The organism is Variovorax sp. AC103 (assembly GCF_979254005.1).
The window spans coordinates 114,074-135,475 of sequence record NZ_CEEDFC010000015.1; the positions used below are offsets into that span (position 1 = coordinate 114,074).

The window sequence follows — 21,402 nt, forward strand, 5'->3', positions numbered from 1 at the left end:
GAACGGGCGGACCCGGTAAAATCCCCCGATTCTCGCCGCCCGCATCGCCGGGCCGCTTCCAGGGGTTCCCAGAGGCTCCTTTCCTGTTCTTCTCACAATCCAATGTCGTCCCCCAACCTGCATCCCATGCTCAATGTGGCCGTCAAGGCCGCACGCGCCGCCGGCGCGATCATCAACCGCGCCGCCCTCGACGTCGAGGCCGTGCGCATCTCCCAGAAGCAGGTCAACGACTTCGTCACCGAAGTCGATCACGCCAGCGAGAAGGTCATCATCGAGACCTTGCTTGGCGCGTACCCGGGGCACGGCATCCTGGCCGAAGAATCGGGCACCGAGCATGGTGCGCAAGACTCCGACTACGTCTGGATCATCGATCCGCTGGACGGCACCACCAACTTCATCCACGGCTTCCCGGTGTACTGCGTGTCCATCGCGCTGTCGGTGCGCGGCAAGATCGAGCAGGCCGTCATCTACGACCCGAGCCGCAACGACCTGTTCACCGCCACCAAGGGGCGCGGCGCCTACATGAACGACCGGCGCATCCGCGTGTCCAAGCGCGTGAAGCTCAGCGAGTGCCTGATCTCCACCGGCTTCCCGTTCCGCACCGGCGACAACTTCAAGCAGTACCTGGCCATCATGGCTGACATGATGCCCCGCATGGCCGGCCTGCGCCGCCCCGGCGCCGCCGCGCTCGACCTGGCCTACGTGGCCGCCGGCTTCACCGACGGCTTCTTCGAAACCGGCCTCAACCCCTGGGACGTGGCCGCGGGTTCGCTGCTGGTCACCGAGGCCGGCGGCCTGATCGGCAACTTCACGGGCGAGCCCGACTTCATCGAGCAGCGCGAATGCCTGGCCGCCGCACCGCGCATCTACGGCCAGCTGGTGCCGCTGCTCGCCAAGTACTCCAAGTTCGCCAACGTGGACGACAAGCTGCGCGCCAGCGACCGCGTGCGCGCGGTGTCCGCCTCGACCAAGTCGAACCCGGAAGACGCCTCGGCCGACCTGTACGCCCGCAGCACGGTGGTCGACTTCGCCGACGCGCCGGCCGACGGCGACGCGCCCGCCGCGGCACCCGCCGCGCCGCGCAAGCTCACGCGCATCCGCCGCGACGCACCCACTGCCGGTGGCCCCTCCGAGGGCGACGCTTCCGCCAAGTGATGCCGGGGCCCCACGCCGCGCCCCGCCTTCGCGCCGCCCTGCGCATTGCGCTGAGCCACTACGTCGCGAGCGGGCTCACCGTGGCGCTGGGGCTGCTGTTCATCTCGGGCGGCATCCACTTCTGGCTGGGCACGCTCGCGGCCTCGGCCGCCGCAACCGGCGTGATCGTCACCGCGCCGCCCGACCTGCCCGGCCCGCGCCGCGGCAAGTTCCTGCAGATGCTGCCGGCGCCGCTCATCGGGCTGCCGCTGTTCTTTGCGGTGCAGATGCTGCACACCGCCCCCATCCGCCTCGGGCTGCTGCTGGTGCCCGCCACCTTCATGGCCTTCCTGGCCATGGCCTGGGGCAAGCGGGGCATTCCCATCGCCATCGCGGTGATGTTCTCCATGATCTTCTCGATGGCCACGCCCACGCCCACCGGCATGGCCGACGCGCTGGAGCGCACCTGGCACTTCGGCATGGGCGCCGGCCTGTACGTGATCTGGGCGACGCTGTCGAACCTGCTGCTCAACGGGCGCTTTCGCACCCAGTCGATCGCCGACGTGCTGTATTCGCTGGCCGCGCTGATGCGCACCGAGGCCAGCCAGTTCCTGCCGCAGGACGAAACGCGCGACGTGCGCGACACCCCCGCCCCGCTGCTGGGCCAGCTGCTGCGCGAGCAGGCCGCGCTGGCCGACCAGCTGCAGGCCACGCGCGACATCGTGCTCGAGTCGCCGCGCACGCCGCGCCGCCAGCGGCTGGCCGCCATGCTGGTGATCGTGCTCGAAATGCGCGACCAGCTGCTGGCCAGCGAGCTCGACCTCGACACCCTGCGCGCCCACCCGGCGCATGCCGAGGCGCTCATCCAGATGCGCACCGTGCTCGAGGAACTGTCCGACGAAACCATCGCGCTGGCCGACGCCCTGCTGATGCGCCGCCACCCCGAGGCCGTGGCCGACCGCCGGCCACGGCTGGCGGCCATCCATGTCTCGTCCGACGACAGCAACAGCCACGGTGGCCACATCGGGCCCACCGCCGCCATGCTCGCGCGCGGGCTGGCCAGCCGCATCGGCCACATCAACGACGAGGTGCTGCGCCTGTCGGCCATGGCGCGCGGCGACGTCGAGCCCAACCTGGCGGTGGTGCGCGCCAACTGGCAGATGTTCGTGAGCCCGACCGACTGGTCGTTTCGCCCCTTCTTCACGCTGTGGCGCTGGGACCAGCCGCCGCTGCGCCATGCCATTCGCGCCGCGCTGGCCATTGCCGCGGGCTACGCCATCGCGGTGTCGATGCCCTGGGGCTCGCACGACTACTGGATTTTGCTGACCATCGTGGTGGTGCTGCGCGGCAGCCTCTCGCAGACGCTGGAGCGCCGCAACGCGCGGGTGGCCGGCACGCTGCTGGGCTGCGTGCTCGCGGTGGCGCTGCTGTCGGGGCATCCGTCGGCGCTGATGCTGCTGGTGATCGTGACCGTGGCGCAGGCCATTGCGCACAGCTTCGCGGTGCGCCGCTACCTCATCACCGCCGTGGCGGCCACCGTGCTCGGCCTGGTGCAGGCCCACATGCTGAACGTGGGCGTGGCACCCATCTTCGCGCTGTTCGAGCGCATTGCGGACACCCTCATCGGCGCCACGCTCGCCTGGGGCTTCTGCTACGTGTTGCCCTCGTGGGAGCGCACGCAGATTCCGGCGCTGGTGGCGCGCGTGCTCACCGCGCAGGCGCGCCATGCGCGCCTGGCGCTCGGCCTGGGCCAGCTGCAGGCCATCGACAGCAGCCCCGAACTCGAATGGCGCCTCGCGCGCCGCGAGGCCTACGACAGCCTCTCGGCGCTGGTGCAGGCCACGCAGCGTTCGCTGTCCGAACCGCGCGCGGTGCAGCCGCCGCTGGAGCCGCTCGAACACCTGCAGGCCCACAGCTACCAGCTGCTCGCGCAGCTGAGCGCGGTGAAGTCGATGCTCGTGCTGCGGCGCGACCGCCTCACCCCCGACGACATCGTGGGCCCGATCAGCCGCACCTCGCAAAGAATCGAAGCCGCCATCGGAACTCTGCCCACCACTGGGCCCTCTCAACCCGAGAGCGCCGGCTCCACCGCCGTGGGCGGACCGATTCCCCTGCCCGACCCCTTCGACAACGACATCAGCCCCTGGCTGCTGCGCCGGCTCGACCAGGCCACGGCGCTCGCCACGCAGCTGCGCGACGACGCGGCGCGCATTCTTCAACCTCTGAACGAGACAACGGAAACAGCAAAGACGACCACCGCCTGATGACCAAAGAGATACTTGCCCACCCCTGGTTCGGCACATGGGTTGCCGCCCTGATCGCAGTTCCCCTTGCTCTTCTCGCCCACCGCATCGGTGGCATGGTGCTCAGGCGGATCACCCGCCCGGCCCCGACGATCCACACGATGGTGGTCAACTGCAACGCTGCGGCGCGGCTCGTGCTGCCGCTGGTGGCGCTCAACGTGGTGTGGCAGGGCGCACCCGACGACCTGCGCTTCATCGGCAACGTGCGCCACCTCACCGGCCTGCTGCTCATCGCATCGACCACCTGGCTCGCGGTGAAGGCCATCAGCGGCTTCGCCGACGGCGTGCTCGCGCAGAACCCCTCCGACGTGTCCGACAACCTGCAGGCGCGCCGCGTGCTCACGCAGACGCGGGTGCTGGCGCGCACCGCCGCCACGGTGGTGCTGGTGGCAGGCGCCGCGATGATGCTCATGACCTTTCCGGGCGCGCGCCAGGTGGGTGCGAGCCTGCTGGCCTCGGCCGGCGTCATCGGCATCGTGGCCGGCCTGGCGGCCAAGCCCGTGTTCAGCAACCTCATCGCGGGCCTGCAGATTGCGCTGGCCCAACCGATCCGCATCGACGACGTGCTCGTGGTCGAGGGCGAATGGGGCCGCGTGGAAGAGATCACCGGCACCTTCGTGGTCATCAAGATCTGGGACGAGCGCCGCCTCATCCTGCCGCTGACCTACTTCATCGAGAAGCCGTTCCAGAACTGGACGCGGCATTCGGCGCAACTGCTGGGCGCGGTGTTCATCTACGCCGACTACGGCATGCCGCTCGCGCCGCTGCGCGAAGAGGTGGAGCGCATCGTGAAGGCCGCGCCCGAGTGGGACGGCCGCTTCTTCAACCTGCGCGTGACCGACGCGACCGAACGCACCATGCAGATCCGCGTGCTGTGCACCGCAGCCACCTCGAGCCTGGCCTTCGACCTGCGCTGCAGCGTGCGCGAAGGGCTGATCGACTTCATGCAGCGCGAGTACCCGCAGTTCCTGCCCAAGATGCGCATCGAGAGCGATGGCCCGCAGGAGCGGGAACAGCCGCGGGCGATGGCCGCCTGAACGGTCCGAACAGCCCGAACAGCCCGAACAGCCAGAGCGTGCTGCGTTGAAGCCAGACCCCGAACGAAAGTCCCCGCTCACGCGGTTCCTGCTGTACGCCTTTGCCGTGCTGTGCCTGGTGCTGGGCCTCATCGGCGTGGTGCTGCCGGGCATGCCGACGACGGTGTTCATCCTGATGGCCGCCTGGGCCGCCGCGCGTAGCTCGCCGCGCCTGCACGCGTGGCTGTTGAGCCATCGACTGTTCGGCCCGCTGTTGCACAACTGGGAGAACGGCCGCACCGTGAGCCGCCGTGCCAAGTGGAGCGCGACGGTGACCATGGCGGTCTGCGCGGTGATCGTGTCGTTCACCGCGCACCGCGCATGGCTCGCCGTGCTGGCCATCGCGTGCATGGCAACGGTGCTGGCCTGGCTGTGGTCCCGGCCGCTGCCGGCTGTGCCTCCTGCGTGAGCCGAGTCCGTTTCGGGCTCGTGCCCAGGCGCGCACGCGTGATCGGCGGTGGCGTGTCGTGGGACGCGACGGCCGATGCCGCGCCGTCTATGCCTTCTATGCCGGCTTCGCCGGTTCGAGCTCGGCCCTGCCCGCAGGCACCGCCACGGCCCGTGCCGGAATCGGTATCGACATGACGATCGACGTGCGCGTCTCGCCCAGGTGGTTGATGCTGCTCGCGAAGGCTTCGAGGTGTTCGATGTCGCGCGCAATCACCTTGAGCACATACGAGTCCTGCCCCGTCACGTGGAAGCACTCCAGCACTTCGGTCTTGCCCTTGAGCAGCTTCAGCAGCCGCGCCTTGTCGGGCTGCGCGGTCGTGATGCCGACCAGCGCCGTCACGGTGTAGCCGACCTTGCGCGGCGGGACCACCGCGCGGTAGCCGTCGAGCACGCCGGCCTCTTCCAGCCGCTTCACGCGCTCGGAGGTCGAAGGCACCGACAGGCCCACCTGCTTCGACAGGGCCGTAAGCGAGGTGCGTGCATCGGCCTGCAGCACGTCGAGGATCTGCCAGTTCTTGCTGTCGATTTCCATGAATTTCAGGCTCGGGTTGACGATGGGCTTCCGATTTCAGGCAAACAAGGCGCTGCGCCTGTGTTTCGCCATTCTCTCCATCGATACGCCCCGGGACAATTCCTGCATGGATCTCGTTCTCTTCCTCAAGGCCCTGGTCATCGGGCTCTCCATCGCCGCCCCGGTCGGCCCGATCGGGCTGCTGTGCATCCAGCGCACGCTGGCGCATGGGCGCGGCATCGGCTTTCTCAGCGGGCTGGGCGCGGCGTTGGCCGACGCGGTCTACGGGGCCATCGGCGCGCTCGGGGTGTCGGCCGTCGTCTCGACCATGGTTGCCGCGCGCGTGCCGCTGGCGCTGGGCGGCGCGGCGTTTCTCGCATGGATGGGCGTGCAGCTGCTTCGCGCGCCGGCCGCGTCCACGGCCAGGGCGGCGCAGGACGCGGCCACGCCGGTGAAGGCGGTGCTGTCGATCTTCGTGCTGACGCTGGCCAACCCGATGACGATCCTGTCGTTCATTGCGGTGTTCGCCTCCATCGCGACCGGCCACGTGGGCAGCGCCGGCGCGGCGGCGACGATGGTGCTGGGCGTGTACCTGGGCTCCGCGCTGTGGTGGCTCGGCCTGTCGACGGCGGTGGCGTCGGTGCGGCACAAGCTCGGCGACGGCGCCATGCGGTTCATCAACCGGCTGTCGGGCGCGGTCTTGCTGGCTTTCGCGGTGTATCAGCTCTCGACGTTGCTCGCGGGCTGAGCGAGTGATGCAGGCGTTTTTCGCATTGGCGGCAGTTCGAGATTGGTGAACGCCCGCAGCAGCCATTCGACCGGGCCGTAGACGAAGCGGCGCATCCACCAGCGGCTCAGCACCAGTTGGCACCCGAAGATCGCGAAGGCAATGGCGGTGGTGGCGAGCGGCCCGAAGGTGCCGATCCATCGCAGGCCGTAGGCCAGGAAGAGCCATGCGCACACCAGCGACTGCAGCAGGTAGTTCGACAGGGCCATGCGCCCGGCCGGCGCGAGCAGGCCTTCGACGGCCTTTCCGCGAGGGCCGAGCATCCACAGCACCAGCCCGCTCGCGTAGGCGGCGGACAGGAACGGCGCGGTCAGCAGGGTCGCGGAGAGGCCGTAGATCTCGCGGATGGAGTTTTCCACGCGCGCCGACGGCCAGGCATAGACGGCGGCGCCCGGCACGCCGATCACCAGCCCCCAGACCAGCAGGCGCCGGAACAGCGTGCGGTGCTTCGCGGCATTCACGAACAGCCCGCGCCGGCCCGCGATGAAGCCGGCGAAGAACATGGCCAGCGCCGTCGGCGCCTGAACCAGCACGGTGATCCACCAGATCTGCGTCAGCTCGTGCACGTGCTGCACGATCACCGTGGCGGGCGTGCCGCGGTAGGCCGCCAGCGCCCTGCCCGCCTCGGCGTACGCGCCGCGCATGTCCGTCGACAGGTTGACGAATGCCAGCAGGTAGCCGATGCCGGCCCACAGCAACGACGTGGCCAGCACCAGCCCGATGGCGACGCACGCCAGCACGACATCGCCGCGCCGCCGCAGCATCAGCAGCACCGCACCGATCACCGCATAGGTGGTGAGGATGTCGCCGTGGTACAGCACCACTGCATGCAGCACGCCGAGCACCCACAGCCCCAGGAGACGGCGCGCCATGCGCGGCGCGAACGGCGTGCCGATGCGCTGCGCGGCCTGCATCTGCAAGCTGAAGCTGTAGCCGAACAGGAACGAGAACAGCAGGTAGAACTTGGTCTCGAACACGAAGGTGCGCACGAACGACGCGCCACGCTCCACCAGCGACAGGCCCAGCGGGTCGGGCACGCCCGCCCCGTAGTAGGTCGACGAGAAGCTGGCGATGTTCACCACCAGGATGCCCAGCAGCGCGAAGCCGCGCAATGCATCGACGAGCGACTGGCGCCGGGGTGGTTCGGCGGGGGAATCGGGGAGGCTGGGGGTTTGGTTCATGGTCTGTCGGCGCGTGCGCGAAAAACTGCAAGGTGCCGGATGCCGCCGCGCCGGCAACGCAGGTTACCTGACCGATACCTTTTTCAAAATTCGCCGCACACGCGGCACGGGGAGAGTGCAATGATTTTTGTCTGGTCGGGTCTTGGTTTTCTGGTGGTGCCCATCGTGTTCGTCACTTCCATGGCGGTCTCGATGCTGCTCGAGCGCCTGCTCGGCGCCATCGGGCACAGCGAGTGGCTGATGGTCGCCATTGCGCTCGGCATTTTTTCTGGCGCGGCGGCCAACTGGTTCATCGGCCGCAAGCTCAACAGCAAGCCGCCACGCGAGCTGGTCGACGCCAAGACCAACGAGACGGTGCTGCTCTACAAGCGCCACAAGTTCTTCTGGGTGCCGATGCAGTACTGGTCGTTTCCGGTGGCAGTCGTCGGCCTGTTCGTGCTGTTGGCGCAGTCGACCATGGCTGCGCCGGCGGACAGCGGCAAGGCGCTGCCATCGCTGCAGGCGCTCATCGAATGCAAGGGCGCTGCCAGCGGCATTCCGGCCTACGCCGACAAGCTGGAAGACGGCTCGCTCGCGGGCTGGAGCAAGAGCGCGGAGCTCAGCGCCTTCATGTCCGACGTGTGGCACCTGCCCCAGCCGATCACGGTGGCGGGCTTCCAGGTGCAGGACGTGCGCTTCGGCAGCCACGAGCTGGGCAACTACTCGGTGCATGCCGTGACCGACAGCACCGACCTCGATGCGGTGGCGCGCCGGCTGGGCCTGCGCGGCGTCGACGGCCGGGGCCTGGCACGCGAGGCCGGCAAGGGCGCATGGACCGTGGCGAGCAAGCTCAAGGGTCGCGTCGAAGTGGGCTGCGAATACCCGAACCCCAGGATCGCCCACTGAGCGTTGCGCGACCCGCAGCGCGGCATCAGGCCTTGCGCTTGCGCACGATGCCGCGGATCTCCTCGATCAGCAACCGCGCGCCCTCGCCGAGCTCGCCCGCCTCGCCAGCTTCCAGGGTTCGCCGAACGGTGAGCCCCACGGGCCCTTCGGTGCCGGCGGTGTCGAGGGCCACGCGCTGGAGCTCGCCGCGCGCGAGCAGCCCTTCCACCGCGCCCTGCGGTGCGAACCACACCGCCTCCGAACGCTGCAGCAGGCCGACCGCGAAGCTGGTGTCGGTCGCCTCCACCAACTGGTTCGGCAATGCCATGCCTTGCGCGATGAGGAAGGCGTCCGCCGTGTGCCGGATCAGCGTGCCCGACACCGGCAGCACCAGCGGATAGGCAGCCAGCGCATCGAGCGTCGGCTTGCGCCGCGACGCCAGCGGATGCCCGGGCCGCACCACCAGCCGCAGCGGCTCGCTGTAGAGATGCTCGAACGCCAGGTCGGCCATGGCCGAAGCCTGCGCGAGCCGGCCGAGCACCAGGTCGATCTCGCCCTGGCGCAACTGCGTCATCAGCTGCGCATTGGTGCCGCTCGCCACGCGCACGCGCACCGCCGGGTGCGATGCGTGCAATTGCGCCACGGCTTGCGGCAGCAGCTCGCCCGCCATGTTGGGCAACGCGCCGACGGCCACGCGCAACTGGTCGGCCTCGGGCTGGTCCATGGCCAGGCCCAGGCCTTCGCGCAGCCCGCGCAACGCCGAGACGGCATGCCGCACCAGCACCTCGGCGGCCGGCGTGAGCTCCACGCCGCGGCGGCGGCGCAGCAGCAGCTGCCGCCCGACGATTTCCTCCAGCTCCGCCACGGTCTTGGACACCGCCGGCTGCGTGAGCGACAGCGCCCTGGCCGCGCGCACCAGGTTGCGCTCCTGCGCCACCATCACCAGGCATTGCAGATGGCGCATCTTCAAGCGTGCAAAGTTCATGGCTGACACGGTGGTTCCTTCTGGCGGCATCGTTCAAATATAACGACAGGGAATACCTGGCGGATGAGCTTTCAGTTGTGAAGCGAAGGCCGCCCTTCTAGAGTTGCCTTCGGTCCAGAGCCACAGAAAGACAAAGAGAGACACATGACCCACCGTCTGCAGAACGCTTCCGGCGGCGCGCGCCGCCGAATCGCCATCGCGGCCCTTGCGGGCCTCACGGCCTGCGCCGCGCTGTCCCTTGGCAACGCCGCCGTCGCGGCCGATGCGCCCTACCCCACCAAGGCGGTGAAGTTCCTCAGCAACTTTCCCGCGGGCGGGCCCATCGACATCCTGGCCCGCGCGCTGGCCGATGCGCTGCAAAAGGACCTGAAGCAGCCCTTCATCGTCGACAACCGCCCCGGCGCGGGCGGCAACATCGGCGCCGACCTGGTCGCCAAGAGCCCGGCCGACGGCTACACAGTGCTGCTGGGCATCGACAGCACCTTCACCATCAACCCGCACCTGTACGCGTCCATGCCCTTCACCGCGAAGGACCTGAAGCCGCTGATGATCTTCAGCTCCTCGGGCCTGAGCTTCGGCGTGGGCTCCGGCGTGAAGGCGAAGACGCTGCCCGAGTTCATCGCCCAGGCCAAGGCCGAGCCCGCCACCTTCAGCTCCGCCGGCAACGGCAGCCCGGGGCACATTGCCGCAGAAATCTTCGCCACCGAGACGGGCGCGAAGATCACGCACGTGCCCTACAAGGGCAACGCGCCGGCCGTGCTGGCGCTCATGGGCAACGAGGTGCAGGCCGGCATCCTGGCCACGCCGGGCCTGCTGCCGCAGGTGCAGTCGGGCAAGCTGCGCGCCCTGGCCGTCACCGGCAAGCAGCGCTCGCCGCTGCTGCCGCAGGTTCCCACGGTGGGCGAACTGGGCCTGAAGGACCTGGAGTTCGAGGTGCTCTACATCGCCATGGTGCCCGCGGCCACGCCCGAGCCGGTGATGCAGACGCTGCGCCAGTCACTGCAGAAAGCCATGGCCCTGCCCGAGCTCAAGTCGCGCCTCGCCTCGCTCGACATGGTGGCGCTGGCCGAGACCGGCAACGCCGCCAGCGAGCACCTGGCCGCGAACCAGGCGCGCTACGGGCGCATCGTGAAAGCAACAGGCATGAAGGTCGATTGACACCTTCGGGTTAACACGGGCGATGGTTGATTTGAACAATCAGATGCCGCGTCTTCAGAATCGTCCGCAACCGCGGACCTCGCGGCCACACCCACCGGCCACCGCCCGAACGACGAAGACCAGGACCTGCCCATCATGCTGACGAACCCGCCCTCCTCCCTGTCCACCCCGCGCGTGACGCGCCGCCTGGTCGGCCTGCTGGCCATCGCCGCCGCCACGGCGGCTTTCGCCACCGGCGCCGCCGCCCAGGCCAAGCTCGACACCCCGCTGCACCTCGTGGTCGGCTACGCCCCGGGCGGCGCCACCGACCGCGTGGCGCGCATCGTGGGCGACAAGCTCTCGGCCAAGCTGGGCGTGCCAGTGGTCGTCGACAACAAGCCCGGCGCAGGCGGGCGCCTGGCGGCGCAGCAGGTGAAGATCACGCCCGCCAACCAGAACGTGCTGATGCTGGCCAACCCCGCCGTGATGGTGGTGGCGCCGCTGGTCTTCAAGGACAACAACTACGACGCCGAGCGCGACTTCGTGCCCGTGTCGCACGTCAACGACTACGACTTCGCGCTGGCCGTGTCGCCCACCTTGCCCGTGCGCGAACTGAGCCACCTGCTCGCCTGGATGCGCGCCAACCCGGCGCAGGCCAACGTGGGCGTGCCCGCCACCGGCAGCCTGCCGCACTTCTTCGGCCTGATGGTGGGCGAAAAGGCCAAGGTGCAGACGCAGGTGATCGGCTACCGCGGCTCCGCCCCGCTGCTGAACGACCTGATCGGCGGCCAGGTGCCCATTGCGGTGGACACCGAGGACGTGGTGCTGCCGCAGCATGCGGCGGGCAAGCTGCGCATCCTGGCGCTGTCGGGCGCCAAGCGCTCGCCGTTCGCACCGAACATTCCCACCTTCAAGGAGGCCGGCCTGGACCTGTCCGCCACCGGCTGGAACACCTTCTTCGCGCCGACCAGCATGCCCAAGGCCAAGGTCGAGCAGCTGGCCACGGCCATCCGCGAAGTTATGCAGGACGCGGACACGCAACGCAAGTTCAAGGACTCCGGCATGACGCCGGTGGTCAGCACCCAGGCGCAGACCGCCGCGATGCTCAAGGCCTACAAGGCGCAATGGGCGCCCGTGGTGCAGAAGTCCGGCTACCAGCCCTGAGCCCCCACAACATCCAAGAGACATGACCCGACCCAACATCATCTTCATCGTTGCCGACGACCTCGGCTACGCCGACCTGGGCTGCTACGGCGGGCGCGACGCCGCGTTCGGCCCCGTGTCGCCCGTGCTCGACGGCCTGGCGGCCAACGGGCTGAAGCTCACGCAGGGCTATGCGAACTCGCCCGTGTGCTCGCCCACGCGCTTCGGCATGATCACCGCGCGCTACCAATATCGCCTGCGCGGTGCGGCCGAGGAGCCCATCAACAGCAAGAGCCGCGGCAGCACCACGCTGGGCCTGCCGACCGACCACCCCACGCTGCCGTCGCTGCTGAAGGCCAGCGGCTATCAGACCGCGCTCATCGGCAAATGGCACCTGGGCTACCCGCCCACCTTCGGGCCGCTGCGCTCGGGCTACGACGAGTTCTTCGGGCCCATGTCGGGCGGCGTCGACTACTTCACCCACTGCGATTCCACCGGCCGCCACGACCTGTGGTTCGGCGAGGAAGACAAGAAGGAAGACGGCTACCTCACCGACATCCTTTCGAAGCGCGCGGTCGACTACGTCGAGCGCATGGCCGCGCAAGATGCGCCGTTCTTTTTGAGCCTGCACTACACCGCACCGCACTGGCCGTGGGAAACGCGCGACGACGCCGAGAAGGCGCCGACCATCAAGGACAACCTGTTCGACCTGGCCGGCGGCAACATCCACGTGTACCGCCGCATGATCCATCACATGGACGAAGGCATCGGCTGGATCATGGCCGCGCTGGAAAAGCACGGCATGGCGGAAAACACGCTGGTGGTGTTCACCAGCGACAACGGCGGCGAACGCTTCTCGGACAACTGGCCGCTGGTGGGCGGCAAGATGGACCTGACCGAAGGCGGCATCCGTGTGCCATGGATCGCGCATTGGCCCGCCGTGATCGGCAAGGGCGGCGAGAGCACGCAGCTGTGCATGACGATGGACTGGTCCGCGACGATGCTCGACGCGGCCGGCGTGTCGGCCGATCCGGCCTATCCGCTGGACGGCGTGTCGTTGATGCCTGTGCTCAAGGACGCGACGAAGAGCTTTCGCCGGCCGCTGCACTGGCGCATGAACCATCGCGGACAGGAAGCCCTGCGCGATGGGGACTGGAAGTACCTGAAGGTGGACGGGAACGAATACCTGTTCAACATTCCATCCGACGAGCGGGAGCGCGCGAACCTGGCCAAGAAGGAGCCCGAAAGGCTCGCCGCGATGCGGGCAGATTGGGCAGCCTGGAATGCGACGATGCCGGCGATTCCGGAGGATGCGACGGTCAGCCTGGGGTATTCGGTGAAGGATATGCCGCAGCGGTGAGGCGGCGCTCCCTCCAGAGGCCTCGGCACAAGCGACATCGCCCCGCAAGACGGGGCGATGTGCTCTATCGAAGGCTGAGGGCGTTCAACCCAGCGGGTCGTACCCCGGCGCCGAGCTGATCTCGGAGGCCTTGAAGATCTTGTGCTGCGCCGTCGGGCCGATGGCGTCCAGCACCACGATCAGGCGCCACAGCGGCTCGCGGGCCAGGCTGGTGCGCTCTTCGGCGGTGAGCTGGAAGCTCGACACGCCCGAGCCGGTGCCCTTCACCGCGACCCTGAGGAGCGTTGCGCCCTTGGAGTTCGACACTTCGAGGTCGTAGCCGAGGTTCTGCTCGCTCACGTTCTCGGCCTTGTAGCCGTAGCCCTTGAAATGGCGCGTGACAAAAGCGAGCGCGGCAGCCAGGATTTCTTCCTGCGAGGCCTGGCTGGCGACCACGGGGGCCAGGACTTCCGGCTCCGGCACATTGCTGCGCGCCTTGGCGGCCTTGATTTCGTCGTCGGTCGGAACCCAGCCGCGCGGGCCGCGCACGAGCACGGCCAGCTTGTCGTCGAGTTCCCAGCTGGCCACGTGCCATTCGTCGTCGTCGCGCACGCGCGTGGACACCTTGGCGTCCTTGTTGCTCTCGAGCTCGACGATGGCGATGCGGTTGGTCTGCACCACGGCGCGAAAACCGGTGCCTGCGTCCCAGGTGCGCTTGAGCAACGACAGGCGGTCCTTGGCGCGCTGGACCTGGTGGGCGCTGCGTGCGCCGCCGTCGGCACGGCGCTGCACGTCGAGCGGCTCGAGGCAGAACCAGCGTCCGCCGGCGCCCACGCTCACCCACTCGGCCCAGATGGTGGCGATGACGTTGTCGCCCGTGGCGAGCCAGGCGTGGTCGAACGGCTTTTCGCGGGCGTCGAACACACCCATCTTGGCAACGATTTCGACGGGGGTGAGCCGTGGTCCGGACAATCGCTTTTCATTGATGACAGCGAGTACCTGGGGATCGACTTCGTTTTCCATTCAGCGGGCTTCTGGCTAGTTGTTGGGGGGCTGGGGAGTATGACATCCGTCAGTCGGCGCGGCGCCACACGCCTGATTCGGGGCACACCACGGCCCGGGCGCCGTCCAGCCAGACCTGCTCCTCGGCCAGTTGCAGCGCGGTGGCGGGGTCGGTGTCGAAAGTGACCTGGAGTGCGCGGCCCACGGGGCCGTCTTCCAGGGGAAGCTCCCAGGTCAGGAACACCAGGGTGCAATCGTGGCCGGGCGCGAAATCGGCCGCATCGAAGCCGCCGGCGCCGCGCCGGATCACGGCATGGGGCTGGCCGGTGTCGAACACCACGGCGGTGCCCCGGGTCAGGGGAATGCGAAGGCCCGCACCGGGGAAATGCAGGTCGAGGCCCTTGTCCTCGCTCAGGAAGAGATTGCAGAAGGCCGCGCCGCCGTATTGCTCGCCGTCGTGGTGATAGCGCGCGCCGCGGCAGGCCATGAGGGCGACGTCGCTGGCGGCCAGCACCTCGGGCAGGCCCAGCGCGCGCGTCCAGTCGGCCGCGGCCTGCACGCAGTGCCTGTAGTCCGGCCAGCGCATGCGCGCCCTGGCCAGCGGCAGCGTCTCGACGTCGCCGGGATCCAGGGCCAGCGTCGATGCGATGTCCCGCTCCCAATCCGCCACCAGGCGCGCGGGCGGCTCGGGCACATCGAGCGTGCCCGACAGCACGACATGGCTCACGCCCCGGCTGCGCAGGGCGTCGCCGCTCCAGAAATAGGACGTGGGCCGTGGCGGCGTGGGCTGCGGGGTGTCGAAGTCGTTCGTTCGCATTCGTGGATGCACCGGGAAACAAGTCTTCCCTTTTACAGCCAGACGGCCGGCCCGCTATCACCGGAATTAAATGGTTCTATTCGCCCCACCGCGGCATCTGTCAGAGAATTTGCCGGTCCCCACAGCACAACCCAGGAGATCCTCCATGAGCAATGAAAAGACCGAAGCGAAGTGCCCGTTCAGCCAGGCCGCAGGCGCCGGCACCACCAACCGCGATTGGTGGCCCCAGCAACTGCGCGTGGACCTGCTGCACCAGCACTCGTCCAAGTCCGACCCGATGGGCAGCAGCTTCGACTACGCCACCGAGTTCAAGAGCCTCGACCTGGCCGCCGTGAAAAAGGACCTGGCCGCGCTGATGACCGACTCGCAGGACTGGTGGCCGGCCGACTTCGGCCACTACGGTCCGCTGTTCATCCGCATGGCCTGGCACAGCGCCGGCACCTACCGCATCGGCGACGGCCGCGGCGGCGCCGGCCGCGGGCAGCAGCGCTTTGCACCGCTCAACAGCTGGCCCGACAACGTGAGCCTGGACAAGGCACGCCGCCTGCTCTGGCCGATCAAGCAGAAGTACGGCAAGAAGATTTCCTGGGCCGACCTGATGATCCTCACGGGCAACGTCGCGCTCGAGACCATGGGCTTCAAGACCTTCGGCTTCGCCGGCGGCCGCGCGGACGTGTGGGAACCCGACCAGGACGTGTACTGGGGCCGCGAGAAGACCTGGCTCGGCGGCGACGTGCGCTACGCACAAGGCTCGCCCGGCGTCGACAAGGACCGCGGCGTGCTCGTGAAGGACGACGACAGCCAGGTGCCGCACACGCGTGACCTCGAGAACCCTTTGGCTGCCGTGCAGATGGGCCTGATCTACGTGAACCCCGAAGGACCGGACGGCAACCCCGACCCGCTGGCCGCGGCGCGCGACATCCGCGACACCTTCGCACGCATGGCCATGGACGACGAGGAAACCGTGGCGCTCATCGCCGGCGGCCACACCTTCGGCAAGACCCATGGCGCGGCCGAGGCGTCCAACGTGGCGCACGAACCCGAGGCGGCCGGCATCGAAGCCCAGGGCTTCGGCTGGAAGAACAGCTTCGGCACCGGCAAGGGCGGCGACACCATCACCAGCGGCCTGGAAGTGACGTGGACCACCACGCCCACGAAGTGGAGCAACAACTTCTTCGAGAACCTGTTCGGCTTCGAATGGGAGCTGACCAAGAGCCCCGCGGGCGCCCACCAGTGGGTGGCCAAGGGCGGCGCCGGTGCCGGCACCATCCCGGACGCGCATGACCCGTCCAGGCGCCACGCGCCGACCATGCTCACGACCGACCTGTCGCTGCGCATCGACCCGGCCTACGAAAAGATTTCGCGCCGCTTCCTCGAGAACCCCGACCAGTTCGCTGACGCCTTCGCCCGCGCCTGGTTCAAGCTGACGCACCGCGACATGGGGCCGCGCGTGCGCTACCTCGGCCCCGAAGTGCCGGCCGAAGAACTGATCTGGCAAGACCCGATTCCCGCGGTCGACCATGCACTGGTCGATGCGCAGGACGTTGCGGCGCTGGGCCAGAAGGTGCTGGCCTCGGGCCTCACGCCGGCGCAGCTGGTCTCGACCGCATGGGCTTCGGCATCGACCTTCCGCGGCTCCGACAAGCGCGGCGGCGCCAACGGTGCGCGCATCCGCCTGGCACCGCAGAAGGACTGGGCCGTGAACGAGCCGGCGCAGCTGGCCAAGGTGCTGCAGGTGCTGGAAGGCATTCGCAGCGAGTTCAACGCGGCGCAATCCGGCGGCAAGCAGATCTCCCTGGCCGACCTGATCGTGCTGGCCGGTGGTGCCGGTGTGGAGCAGGCCGCGCGCAACGCGGGCCGCGAGGTCAAGGTCCCGTTCACGCCGGGCCGTGCGGACGCCTCGCAAGCGCAGACCGATGTGCCCTCCTTCGCGCCGCTGGAGCCTGCCGCGGACGGCTTTCGCAACTACACGAAGGCGCGCTTCAGCGTGCCGGCCGAAGTGCTGCTGGTCGACCGGGCACAACTGCTCACGCTCACGGCGCCTGAAATGACGGTGCTGGTCGGCGGCCTGCGCGTGCTCGATGCCAATGTCGGCCAGAGCAAGCACGGCGTGTTCACCAGCAAGCCGGGCACGCTGAGCAACGACTTCTTCGTGAACCTGCTCGACATGGGCACGGAGTGGAAGGCTGCCTCGGGCGGCAACGAGCAGTACGAAGGGCGCGACCGCAAGTCGGGCGAACTCAAGTGGACAGGCACGCGCGCCGACCTGGTCTTCGGCTCGAACGCGCAGCTGCGCGCCATCGCCGAGATCTACGGCAGCGCCGATTCGCAGGACAAGTTCGTTGCCGACTTCGTGGCGGCGTGGACCAAGGTGATGAACCTCGACCGGTTCGACATCGCCTGACCGCGCAGCGCCGGCCGCACCGCTTCGTGCGCGCGCGGCCGGCGCCCCCTCATTCGTTGCCGAACACCGGCTTGCGCTTTTCCACGAAGGCGCGCACCGCCTCGCGGTGGTCGCCGGTCATGTGCGCAATGGCCTGGTAGCCCGCGGACATCTCGAGCAGCGATTCGAGCGTGCTGCGCTCCCCTTCGCGCAGCAGCCGCTTGGTCATGCGCAGCACGCCGCCCGGGTTGGCGGCGATGCGCGCGGCGAGCTTCAGGCTTTCTTCCATCAGCTGCTCATGCGGCACCACGCGCGACACCAGGCCGCAGGCCAGGGCCTCCTGCGCCGTGAGAAGGTCGCCGGTGAACGCCATTTCCGACGCCTTCGACATGCCCACCACGCGCGGCAGCAGCCACGCGCCGCCGTCGCCCGGCACGATGCCGACCTTGACGAAGCTCTCGGCGAAGGTCGCCTTGTCCGACGCAATGCGGATGTCGCACATGCAGGTCAGGTCCATGCCTGCGCCAATGGCGGCGCCGTTCACCGCGGCGATCACGGGCACGTCGAGGTTGTAGAGCGCCTTGGGCAGGCGCTGGATGCCGTTGCGGTACTCCTCGCGGACGACCTCGGGCGAGAGGCCTTCCTTTTCATAGCGCTGCATGTCCTTCACGTTGCCGCCCGAGCTGAACACGGGGCCGGCGCCGGTGAGCACGACCACGCGGATGCTGCGGTCCAGCGTCACTTGCGCGCAGGCCTGCACGATCTCGTCGACCGCGGTGTTGCCCGTGAGCGCGTTGCGCGTTTCGGGCTGGCTCATGGTCAGCGTGAGGATGGCGCCGTCGCGCTCGGACTTCAGGAAGGTCGTCATGGGGGTTCTCTTTTCAAACAAGGTCGGTGGTGGCGCGCACGAGGTCGAGCGCAAGGCCCTGGCGCTGGTCCACCAGCGCGCGGCCGACCACGTCGTGCCAACAAGACTCGGAGCCGCCGGCCTGGCGCCAGGCGTGCAGGCGGCGCGTGTACAGCTGCAGGTCGAACTCCTCGGTGAAGCCGATGGCGCCGTGGATGGAGTGGCTCAGCGCCGCCACTTCCAGCGCGGCCTCGCTGGTGCGCGCCTTGGCGATGGCCACGCGCAGGCGGTCGGTGCTGCAGCCCATCTGCGCGGCCATGCGGGCCGCGAAGGCGTGCTCGGAGATCACGCCCAGCTGGTGCTGGATGGCCTGGAACTTGCCGATGGGCCGGCCGAACTGGTGGCGGTCGTTGGCGTACTGCAGCGTGCGCGTGAACACGCTCATCAGTGCGCCGGCGAGCTGCGCGGCGAGCACGCAGGCCAGCGGCACGCGCACGTCGGCCACACCCGGCACCGGCAGCGCGGCGGACTGCGCGGGGGCCGGCCACGACAGCGTGGCGTCCAGCGGCGCGACGGCGGCCGCCGACGCTGCCGCATCCACCGGCAGCAGCAGACAGGTCTTGCCCAGCCCCACCAGCACCCAGTCGGCCACGCGGCCGAAGCTCACGCGCTCGCACACCAGCGTGCCGTCGCCCTGCAGGCGGCCCTGCGCCAACGCGATGCTGCCGCCGGGCCGCGCCACGCCCGCCTGCGCGAGCAGCGAGCGCGCCACCATGGTCTCGGCCAGCGGCACGGGCACCACGAAGGCGCCGCAGAGTTCGAGCAGCGGAAAGGCCTCGGCCAGCGAGAGGCCCGCGCCGCCTTCGGCCTCGGGCAGCAGCGCATCGGCGAAGCCCGATTCCTCGATGGCCTCCCACAGCGCTTCGGCCGATTGCCCGCCTTCGATGTCGCGCACGGCCTGCAGCGTGCAGCGGTCGGTGAGTACGCCGCGCAGGGCGTCGATGTAGATGTCGTCCATCGTGGGTTGTCCTTGTGGTGTCAACGCAGGCCGAGGCCGCGCGCGATCATTCCGCGCAGGATGTCGCGCGTGCCGCCGCGCAGCGAGAACGACGGCGCCACCTGCGTCACGTAGTCGAGCGTGCGCAGCAGTTCGAGCGGAATGTCCTGCCCGTCGCGGGCATACAGGTCGTCGGCAATGGCGGCGGGAATGAGCTGCTCCACGCCCGTGCCCAGGTCCTTGACGAGCGCAGCCTCGACGATGGGGCTGCCTCCCTGCGCCACCTTCTCGGTGACGGCGAGCGACATGGCGCGCAGCGGCGCGAGCTGGCTCAGTATCTTGCCGGCCAGCCGCATCGATGCCGGGGTGCGGCCGGCTTCGGTGCGCACGAAGGCCAGCCACTCGTCGAACAGCACGATGCTGGAGAACAGCCGCTCGGGCCCGCTGCGCTCGAAGGCCAGCTCGGCCGTCACCTGTTCCCAGCCCCTGCCCTCCTCGCCGATGAGCGCGTCGGGTGCGAGCGCCACGTTGTCGAAGAACACCTCGCAGAAATGCGAATCGCCCGACAGGTCGGTGATGGGCCGCACCGTGACGCCCGGCAGGCCCAGGTCGACGATGACCTGCGACAGGCCCTTCTGCCGGTCCTGCGCGTCGCCCGAGGTGCGCACCAGCGCGATCATGTACTGGCAGTGGTGCGCGTTGGTGGTCCAGATCTTCTGGCCGTTGAGCGTGAAGCCCTGGTCCGTGCGCACGGCACGGGTGCGCACGCTGGCCAGGTCGGAGCCGGCATCGGGCTCGCTCATGCCGATGCAGAAGAACGACTCGCCGCGGCAGATCGGCGGCAGGTAGAAGCGCTTCTGCGCCTCGGTGCCGTACTTCAGGATGAGCGGGCCGCTCTGGCGGTCGGCGATCCAGTGCGAGCCGACAGGCGCGCCGAAGTTCAGGAACTCCTCGACCAGCACGTAGCGCGCGAAGGCGCTGCGGCCGCCGCCACCGTATTCCTTGGGCAGCGTGATGCCGAGCCAGCCGCGCTTGCCGAGTTCGCGGCTGAAGGCGCTGTCGTAGCCCGACCACGACTTGGCGCGGATGTGCGCGGGCACGCTGGCCAGCGCGTCGGAAAGAAAGGCCCGCACGGGCGCGCGCAGCGCCTCGTCCTCGGGCGGGATCGCTGTCATCGACAGCGAGGTCAGCGCGCTCATGCGACTACTCCTTGTTTCATCAAATCGGCAATCGCCTCCGGCGCCATGCCCATCACGTCGGCCAGCACGTCGCGCGTGTCCTGGCCCAGCAGCGGCGGCGCGCGGCGGTACTGCACCGGCGTCTGCGACATGCGCAGCGGGCTGGCCACCAGCGGAATCTCGCCGGCCACCGGATGCGTCATGCGGATCTGCGTGCCGCGCGCCTTCACCTGCGGGTCATCGAACACGTCGGCGATGGTGTTGATGGGGCCGCAGGGCACGCCCACCTGCTCGAACAGCGCGATCCACTCGGCGGTGCCGCGCGTGACGGTGAGCTCGCGCATCAGCACGATCAGCACCGTGCGATGGGCGATGCGGTCGGCATTGGTCCTGAAGCGCGCATCGTCGGCCCACTCCGCATGCCCGACCGCGCGGCAGAAGTTGCCGAACTGCCCGTCGTTGCCGATGGCCAGGATCATGAAGCCGTCCTGCGTCGGAAAGTCCTGGTACGGCACGGTGTTCGGGTGCGCGTTGCCCATGCGCCTGGGGGAGCCGCCATACAGATGGTTCATGCCCTGGTTGGCAAGGCAGGCGACCTGCACGTCGAGCAGCGCCAGGTCGATGTGCTGCCCCACGCCCGTGAGGTCGCGCGACTGCAGCGCGGCCAGGATGGCGGTGCTCGCATAGAGCCCCGTGAGGATGTCGGTGAGCGCCACGCCCACTTTCATCGGGCCCGCGCCCTCTTCCCCGTCGGCGCGTCCGGTGATGCTCATGAGCCCGCCCATGCCCTGCATGAGGAAGTCGTAGCCCGCGCGCTCCGCATACGGGCCCGTGTGGCCGAAGCCGGTGATCGAGCAATACACCAGCCGCGGGTTGACGGCATGCAGCGACGCGTGGTCGAGCCCGTACTGCGCGAGGCTGCCCACCTTGAAGTTCTCGATGACCACGTCGCAGCGCTTGGCCATCTCGCGCACCAGCGCCTGGCCCGCCGCGGTGGTGAAGTCGATGGCGACCGACTTCTTGTTGCGGTTGGCGCAGAGGTAGTAGGCCGAGTCGCGCGTGTCTTCGCCCTCGCGGTCTTTCAGGAAGGGCGGGCCCCACAGGCGCGTGTCGTCGCCGCGCCCGGGGCGCTCGATCTTGATGACCTCCGCGCCCAGGTCGCCCAGCGTCTGGCTGGCCCAGGGCCCGGCCAGCACGCGCGACAGGTCGAGCACGCGGAGGTGCGACAGCGCGCCTGCCGAAGCCTGTGCGGGCGGGTTATTCATGGC

At 69.0% G+C, this 21,402-nt stretch carries 19 protein-coding genes; 10 read left to right on the top strand and 9 right to left on the bottom strand.

Annotated elements, in window-relative coordinates; all coding sequences use genetic code 11:
• Positions 1-102: 102 nt before the first annotated feature.
• The 4 genes from AC0IYU_RS21670 to AC0IYU_RS21685 are packed head-to-tail and all read left to right on the top strand — an operon-like array spanning position 103 to position 4,922.
• On the top strand, positions 103-1,155 hold the full coding sequence (locus tag AC0IYU_RS21670) for an inositol monophosphatase family protein (RefSeq protein WP_472120910.1): 1,053 nt from the start codon (positions 103-105) through the stop codon (positions 1,153-1,155).
• Entirely contained in the window at positions 1,155-3,398 is a 2,244-nt protein-coding gene (locus AC0IYU_RS21675) for an FUSC family protein (RefSeq protein WP_472120912.1), read from the top strand. Before AC0IYU_RS21670 ends, AC0IYU_RS21675 begins: the two co-directional genes overlap by 1 nt.
• The gene (locus AC0IYU_RS21680; protein WP_435436555.1) at positions 3,398-4,474 is read left to right on the top strand and encodes a mechanosensitive ion channel family protein; all 1,077 of its coding nucleotides are present in this window, start codon (positions 3,398-3,400) and stop codon (positions 4,472-4,474) included. Before AC0IYU_RS21675 ends, AC0IYU_RS21680 begins: the two co-directional genes overlap by 1 nt.
• Before the next feature lie 46 nt (positions 4,475-4,520).
• On the top strand, positions 4,521-4,922 hold the full coding sequence (locus AC0IYU_RS21685; protein ID WP_472120914.1) for a YbaN family protein: 402 nt from the start codon (positions 4,521-4,523) through the stop codon (positions 4,920-4,922).
• 96 nt (positions 4,923-5,018) lie between these two features.
• On the opposite strand, the gene AC0IYU_RS21690 is transcribed toward AC0IYU_RS21685, so the two are convergent.
• Positions 5,019-5,495, bottom strand: a complete 477-nt coding sequence (locus AC0IYU_RS21690; RefSeq protein ID WP_472120917.1) for an Lrp/AsnC family transcriptional regulator — start codon at positions 5,493-5,495, stop codon at positions 5,019-5,021.
• 106 nt (positions 5,496-5,601) lie between these two features.
• Here AC0IYU_RS21690 and AC0IYU_RS21695 point away from each other — a divergent pair, with 106 nt between their 5' ends.
• Positions 5,602-6,222 (top strand): LysE/ArgO family amino acid transporter, encoded by a 621-nt coding sequence (locus tag AC0IYU_RS21695; protein ID WP_472120920.1) that lies wholly within the window; start codon positions 5,602-5,604, stop codon positions 6,220-6,222.
• Here the strand turns inward: AC0IYU_RS21695 and AC0IYU_RS21700 are convergent.
• Entirely contained in the window at positions 6,195-7,442 is a 1,248-nt protein-coding gene (locus AC0IYU_RS21700) for a DUF418 domain-containing protein (protein ID WP_472120922.1), read from the bottom strand. The two genes, AC0IYU_RS21695 and AC0IYU_RS21700, sit on opposite strands and share 28 nt — an antisense overlap.
• Before the next feature lie 120 nt (positions 7,443-7,562).
• Here AC0IYU_RS21700 and AC0IYU_RS21705 point away from each other — a divergent pair, with 120 nt between their 5' ends.
• Entirely contained in the window at positions 7,563-8,327 is a 765-nt protein-coding gene (locus AC0IYU_RS21705) for a hypothetical protein (RefSeq protein WP_472120925.1), read from the top strand.
• 25 nt (positions 8,328-8,352) lie between these two features.
• On the opposite strand, the gene AC0IYU_RS21710 is transcribed toward AC0IYU_RS21705, so the two are convergent.
• Positions 8,353-9,291 carry a LysR substrate-binding domain-containing protein gene (locus AC0IYU_RS21710; protein WP_472120926.1) on the bottom strand — a complete coding sequence of 313 codons (939 nt, stop codon included), beginning with the start codon at positions 9,289-9,291 and terminating at the stop codon, positions 8,353-8,355.
• A gap of 144 nt (positions 9,292-9,435) precedes the next feature.
• Between AC0IYU_RS21710 and AC0IYU_RS21715 the strand changes: the two genes are divergently transcribed.
• The 3 genes from AC0IYU_RS21715 to AC0IYU_RS21725 all read left to right on the top strand — a co-directional run bounded on the left by AC0IYU_RS21715 (position 9,436) and on the right by AC0IYU_RS21725 (position 12,931).
• Positions 9,436-10,449, top strand: a complete 1,014-nt coding sequence (locus AC0IYU_RS21715; protein WP_472120928.1) for a Bug family tripartite tricarboxylate transporter substrate binding protein — start codon at positions 9,436-9,438, stop codon at positions 10,447-10,449.
• Positions 10,450-10,584: 135 nt separating this feature from the next.
• Entirely contained in the window at positions 10,585-11,592 is a 1,008-nt protein-coding gene (locus AC0IYU_RS21720) for a Bug family tripartite tricarboxylate transporter substrate binding protein (RefSeq protein ID WP_472120931.1), read from the top strand.
• Positions 11,593-11,614: 22 nt separating this feature from the next.
• Positions 11,615-12,931: a sulfatase family protein gene (locus tag AC0IYU_RS21725; protein WP_435484311.1), complete on the top strand. Its 1,317-nt coding sequence runs from the start codon at positions 11,615-11,617 to the stop codon at positions 12,929-12,931.
• Positions 12,932-13,015: 84 nt separating this feature from the next.
• Here AC0IYU_RS21725 and AC0IYU_RS21730 read toward each other — a convergent pair whose 3' ends face one another.
• Both AC0IYU_RS21730 and AC0IYU_RS21735 read right to left on the bottom strand, forming a co-directional pair.
• A complete protein-coding gene (locus AC0IYU_RS21730) occupies positions 13,016-13,933 on the bottom strand; it encodes a protein NO VEIN domain-containing protein (RefSeq protein ID WP_472120934.1) in 918 nt (305 codons plus the stop codon).
• A 49-nt stretch (positions 13,934-13,982) separates the two neighbouring features.
• Positions 13,983-14,729: a hypothetical protein gene (locus AC0IYU_RS21735; protein ID WP_472120936.1), complete on the bottom strand. Its 747-nt coding sequence runs from the start codon at positions 14,727-14,729 to the stop codon at positions 13,983-13,985.
• A gap of 145 nt (positions 14,730-14,874) precedes the next feature.
• Between AC0IYU_RS21735 and katG the strand changes: the two genes are divergently transcribed.
• A complete protein-coding gene (gene katG / locus AC0IYU_RS21740) occupies positions 14,875-17,133 on the top strand; it encodes a catalase/peroxidase HPI (RefSeq protein ID WP_472120939.1) in 2,259 nt (752 codons plus the stop codon).
• 49 nt (positions 17,134-17,182) lie between these two features.
• Here the strand turns inward: katG and AC0IYU_RS21745 are convergent, their stop codons facing one another.
• From AC0IYU_RS21745 to AC0IYU_RS21760, 4 genes are read right to left on the bottom strand one after another with little or no spacing between them, the layout of a single operon-like run.
• Complete coding sequence (locus AC0IYU_RS21745; protein WP_472120942.1) at positions 17,183-17,980, bottom strand: crotonase/enoyl-CoA hydratase family protein; 798 nt, start codon at positions 17,978-17,980, stop codon at positions 17,183-17,185.
• 13 nt (positions 17,981-17,993) lie between these two features.
• Positions 17,994-18,977: an acyl-CoA dehydrogenase family protein gene (locus AC0IYU_RS21750; RefSeq protein WP_472120944.1), complete on the bottom strand. Its 984-nt coding sequence runs from the start codon at positions 18,975-18,977 to the stop codon at positions 17,994-17,996.
• A 20-nt stretch (positions 18,978-18,997) separates the two neighbouring features.
• Positions 18,998-20,155, bottom strand: coding sequence for an acyl-CoA dehydrogenase family protein (locus tag AC0IYU_RS21755; protein WP_472120946.1), 1,158 nt, complete (start codon positions 20,153-20,155; stop codon positions 18,998-19,000).
• Entirely contained in the window at positions 20,152-21,399 is a 1,248-nt protein-coding gene (locus AC0IYU_RS21760; protein ID WP_472120948.1) for a CaiB/BaiF CoA transferase family protein, read from the bottom strand. Before AC0IYU_RS21760 ends, AC0IYU_RS21755 begins: the two co-directional genes overlap by 4 nt.
• Positions 21,400-21,402: the final 3 nt, after the last annotated feature.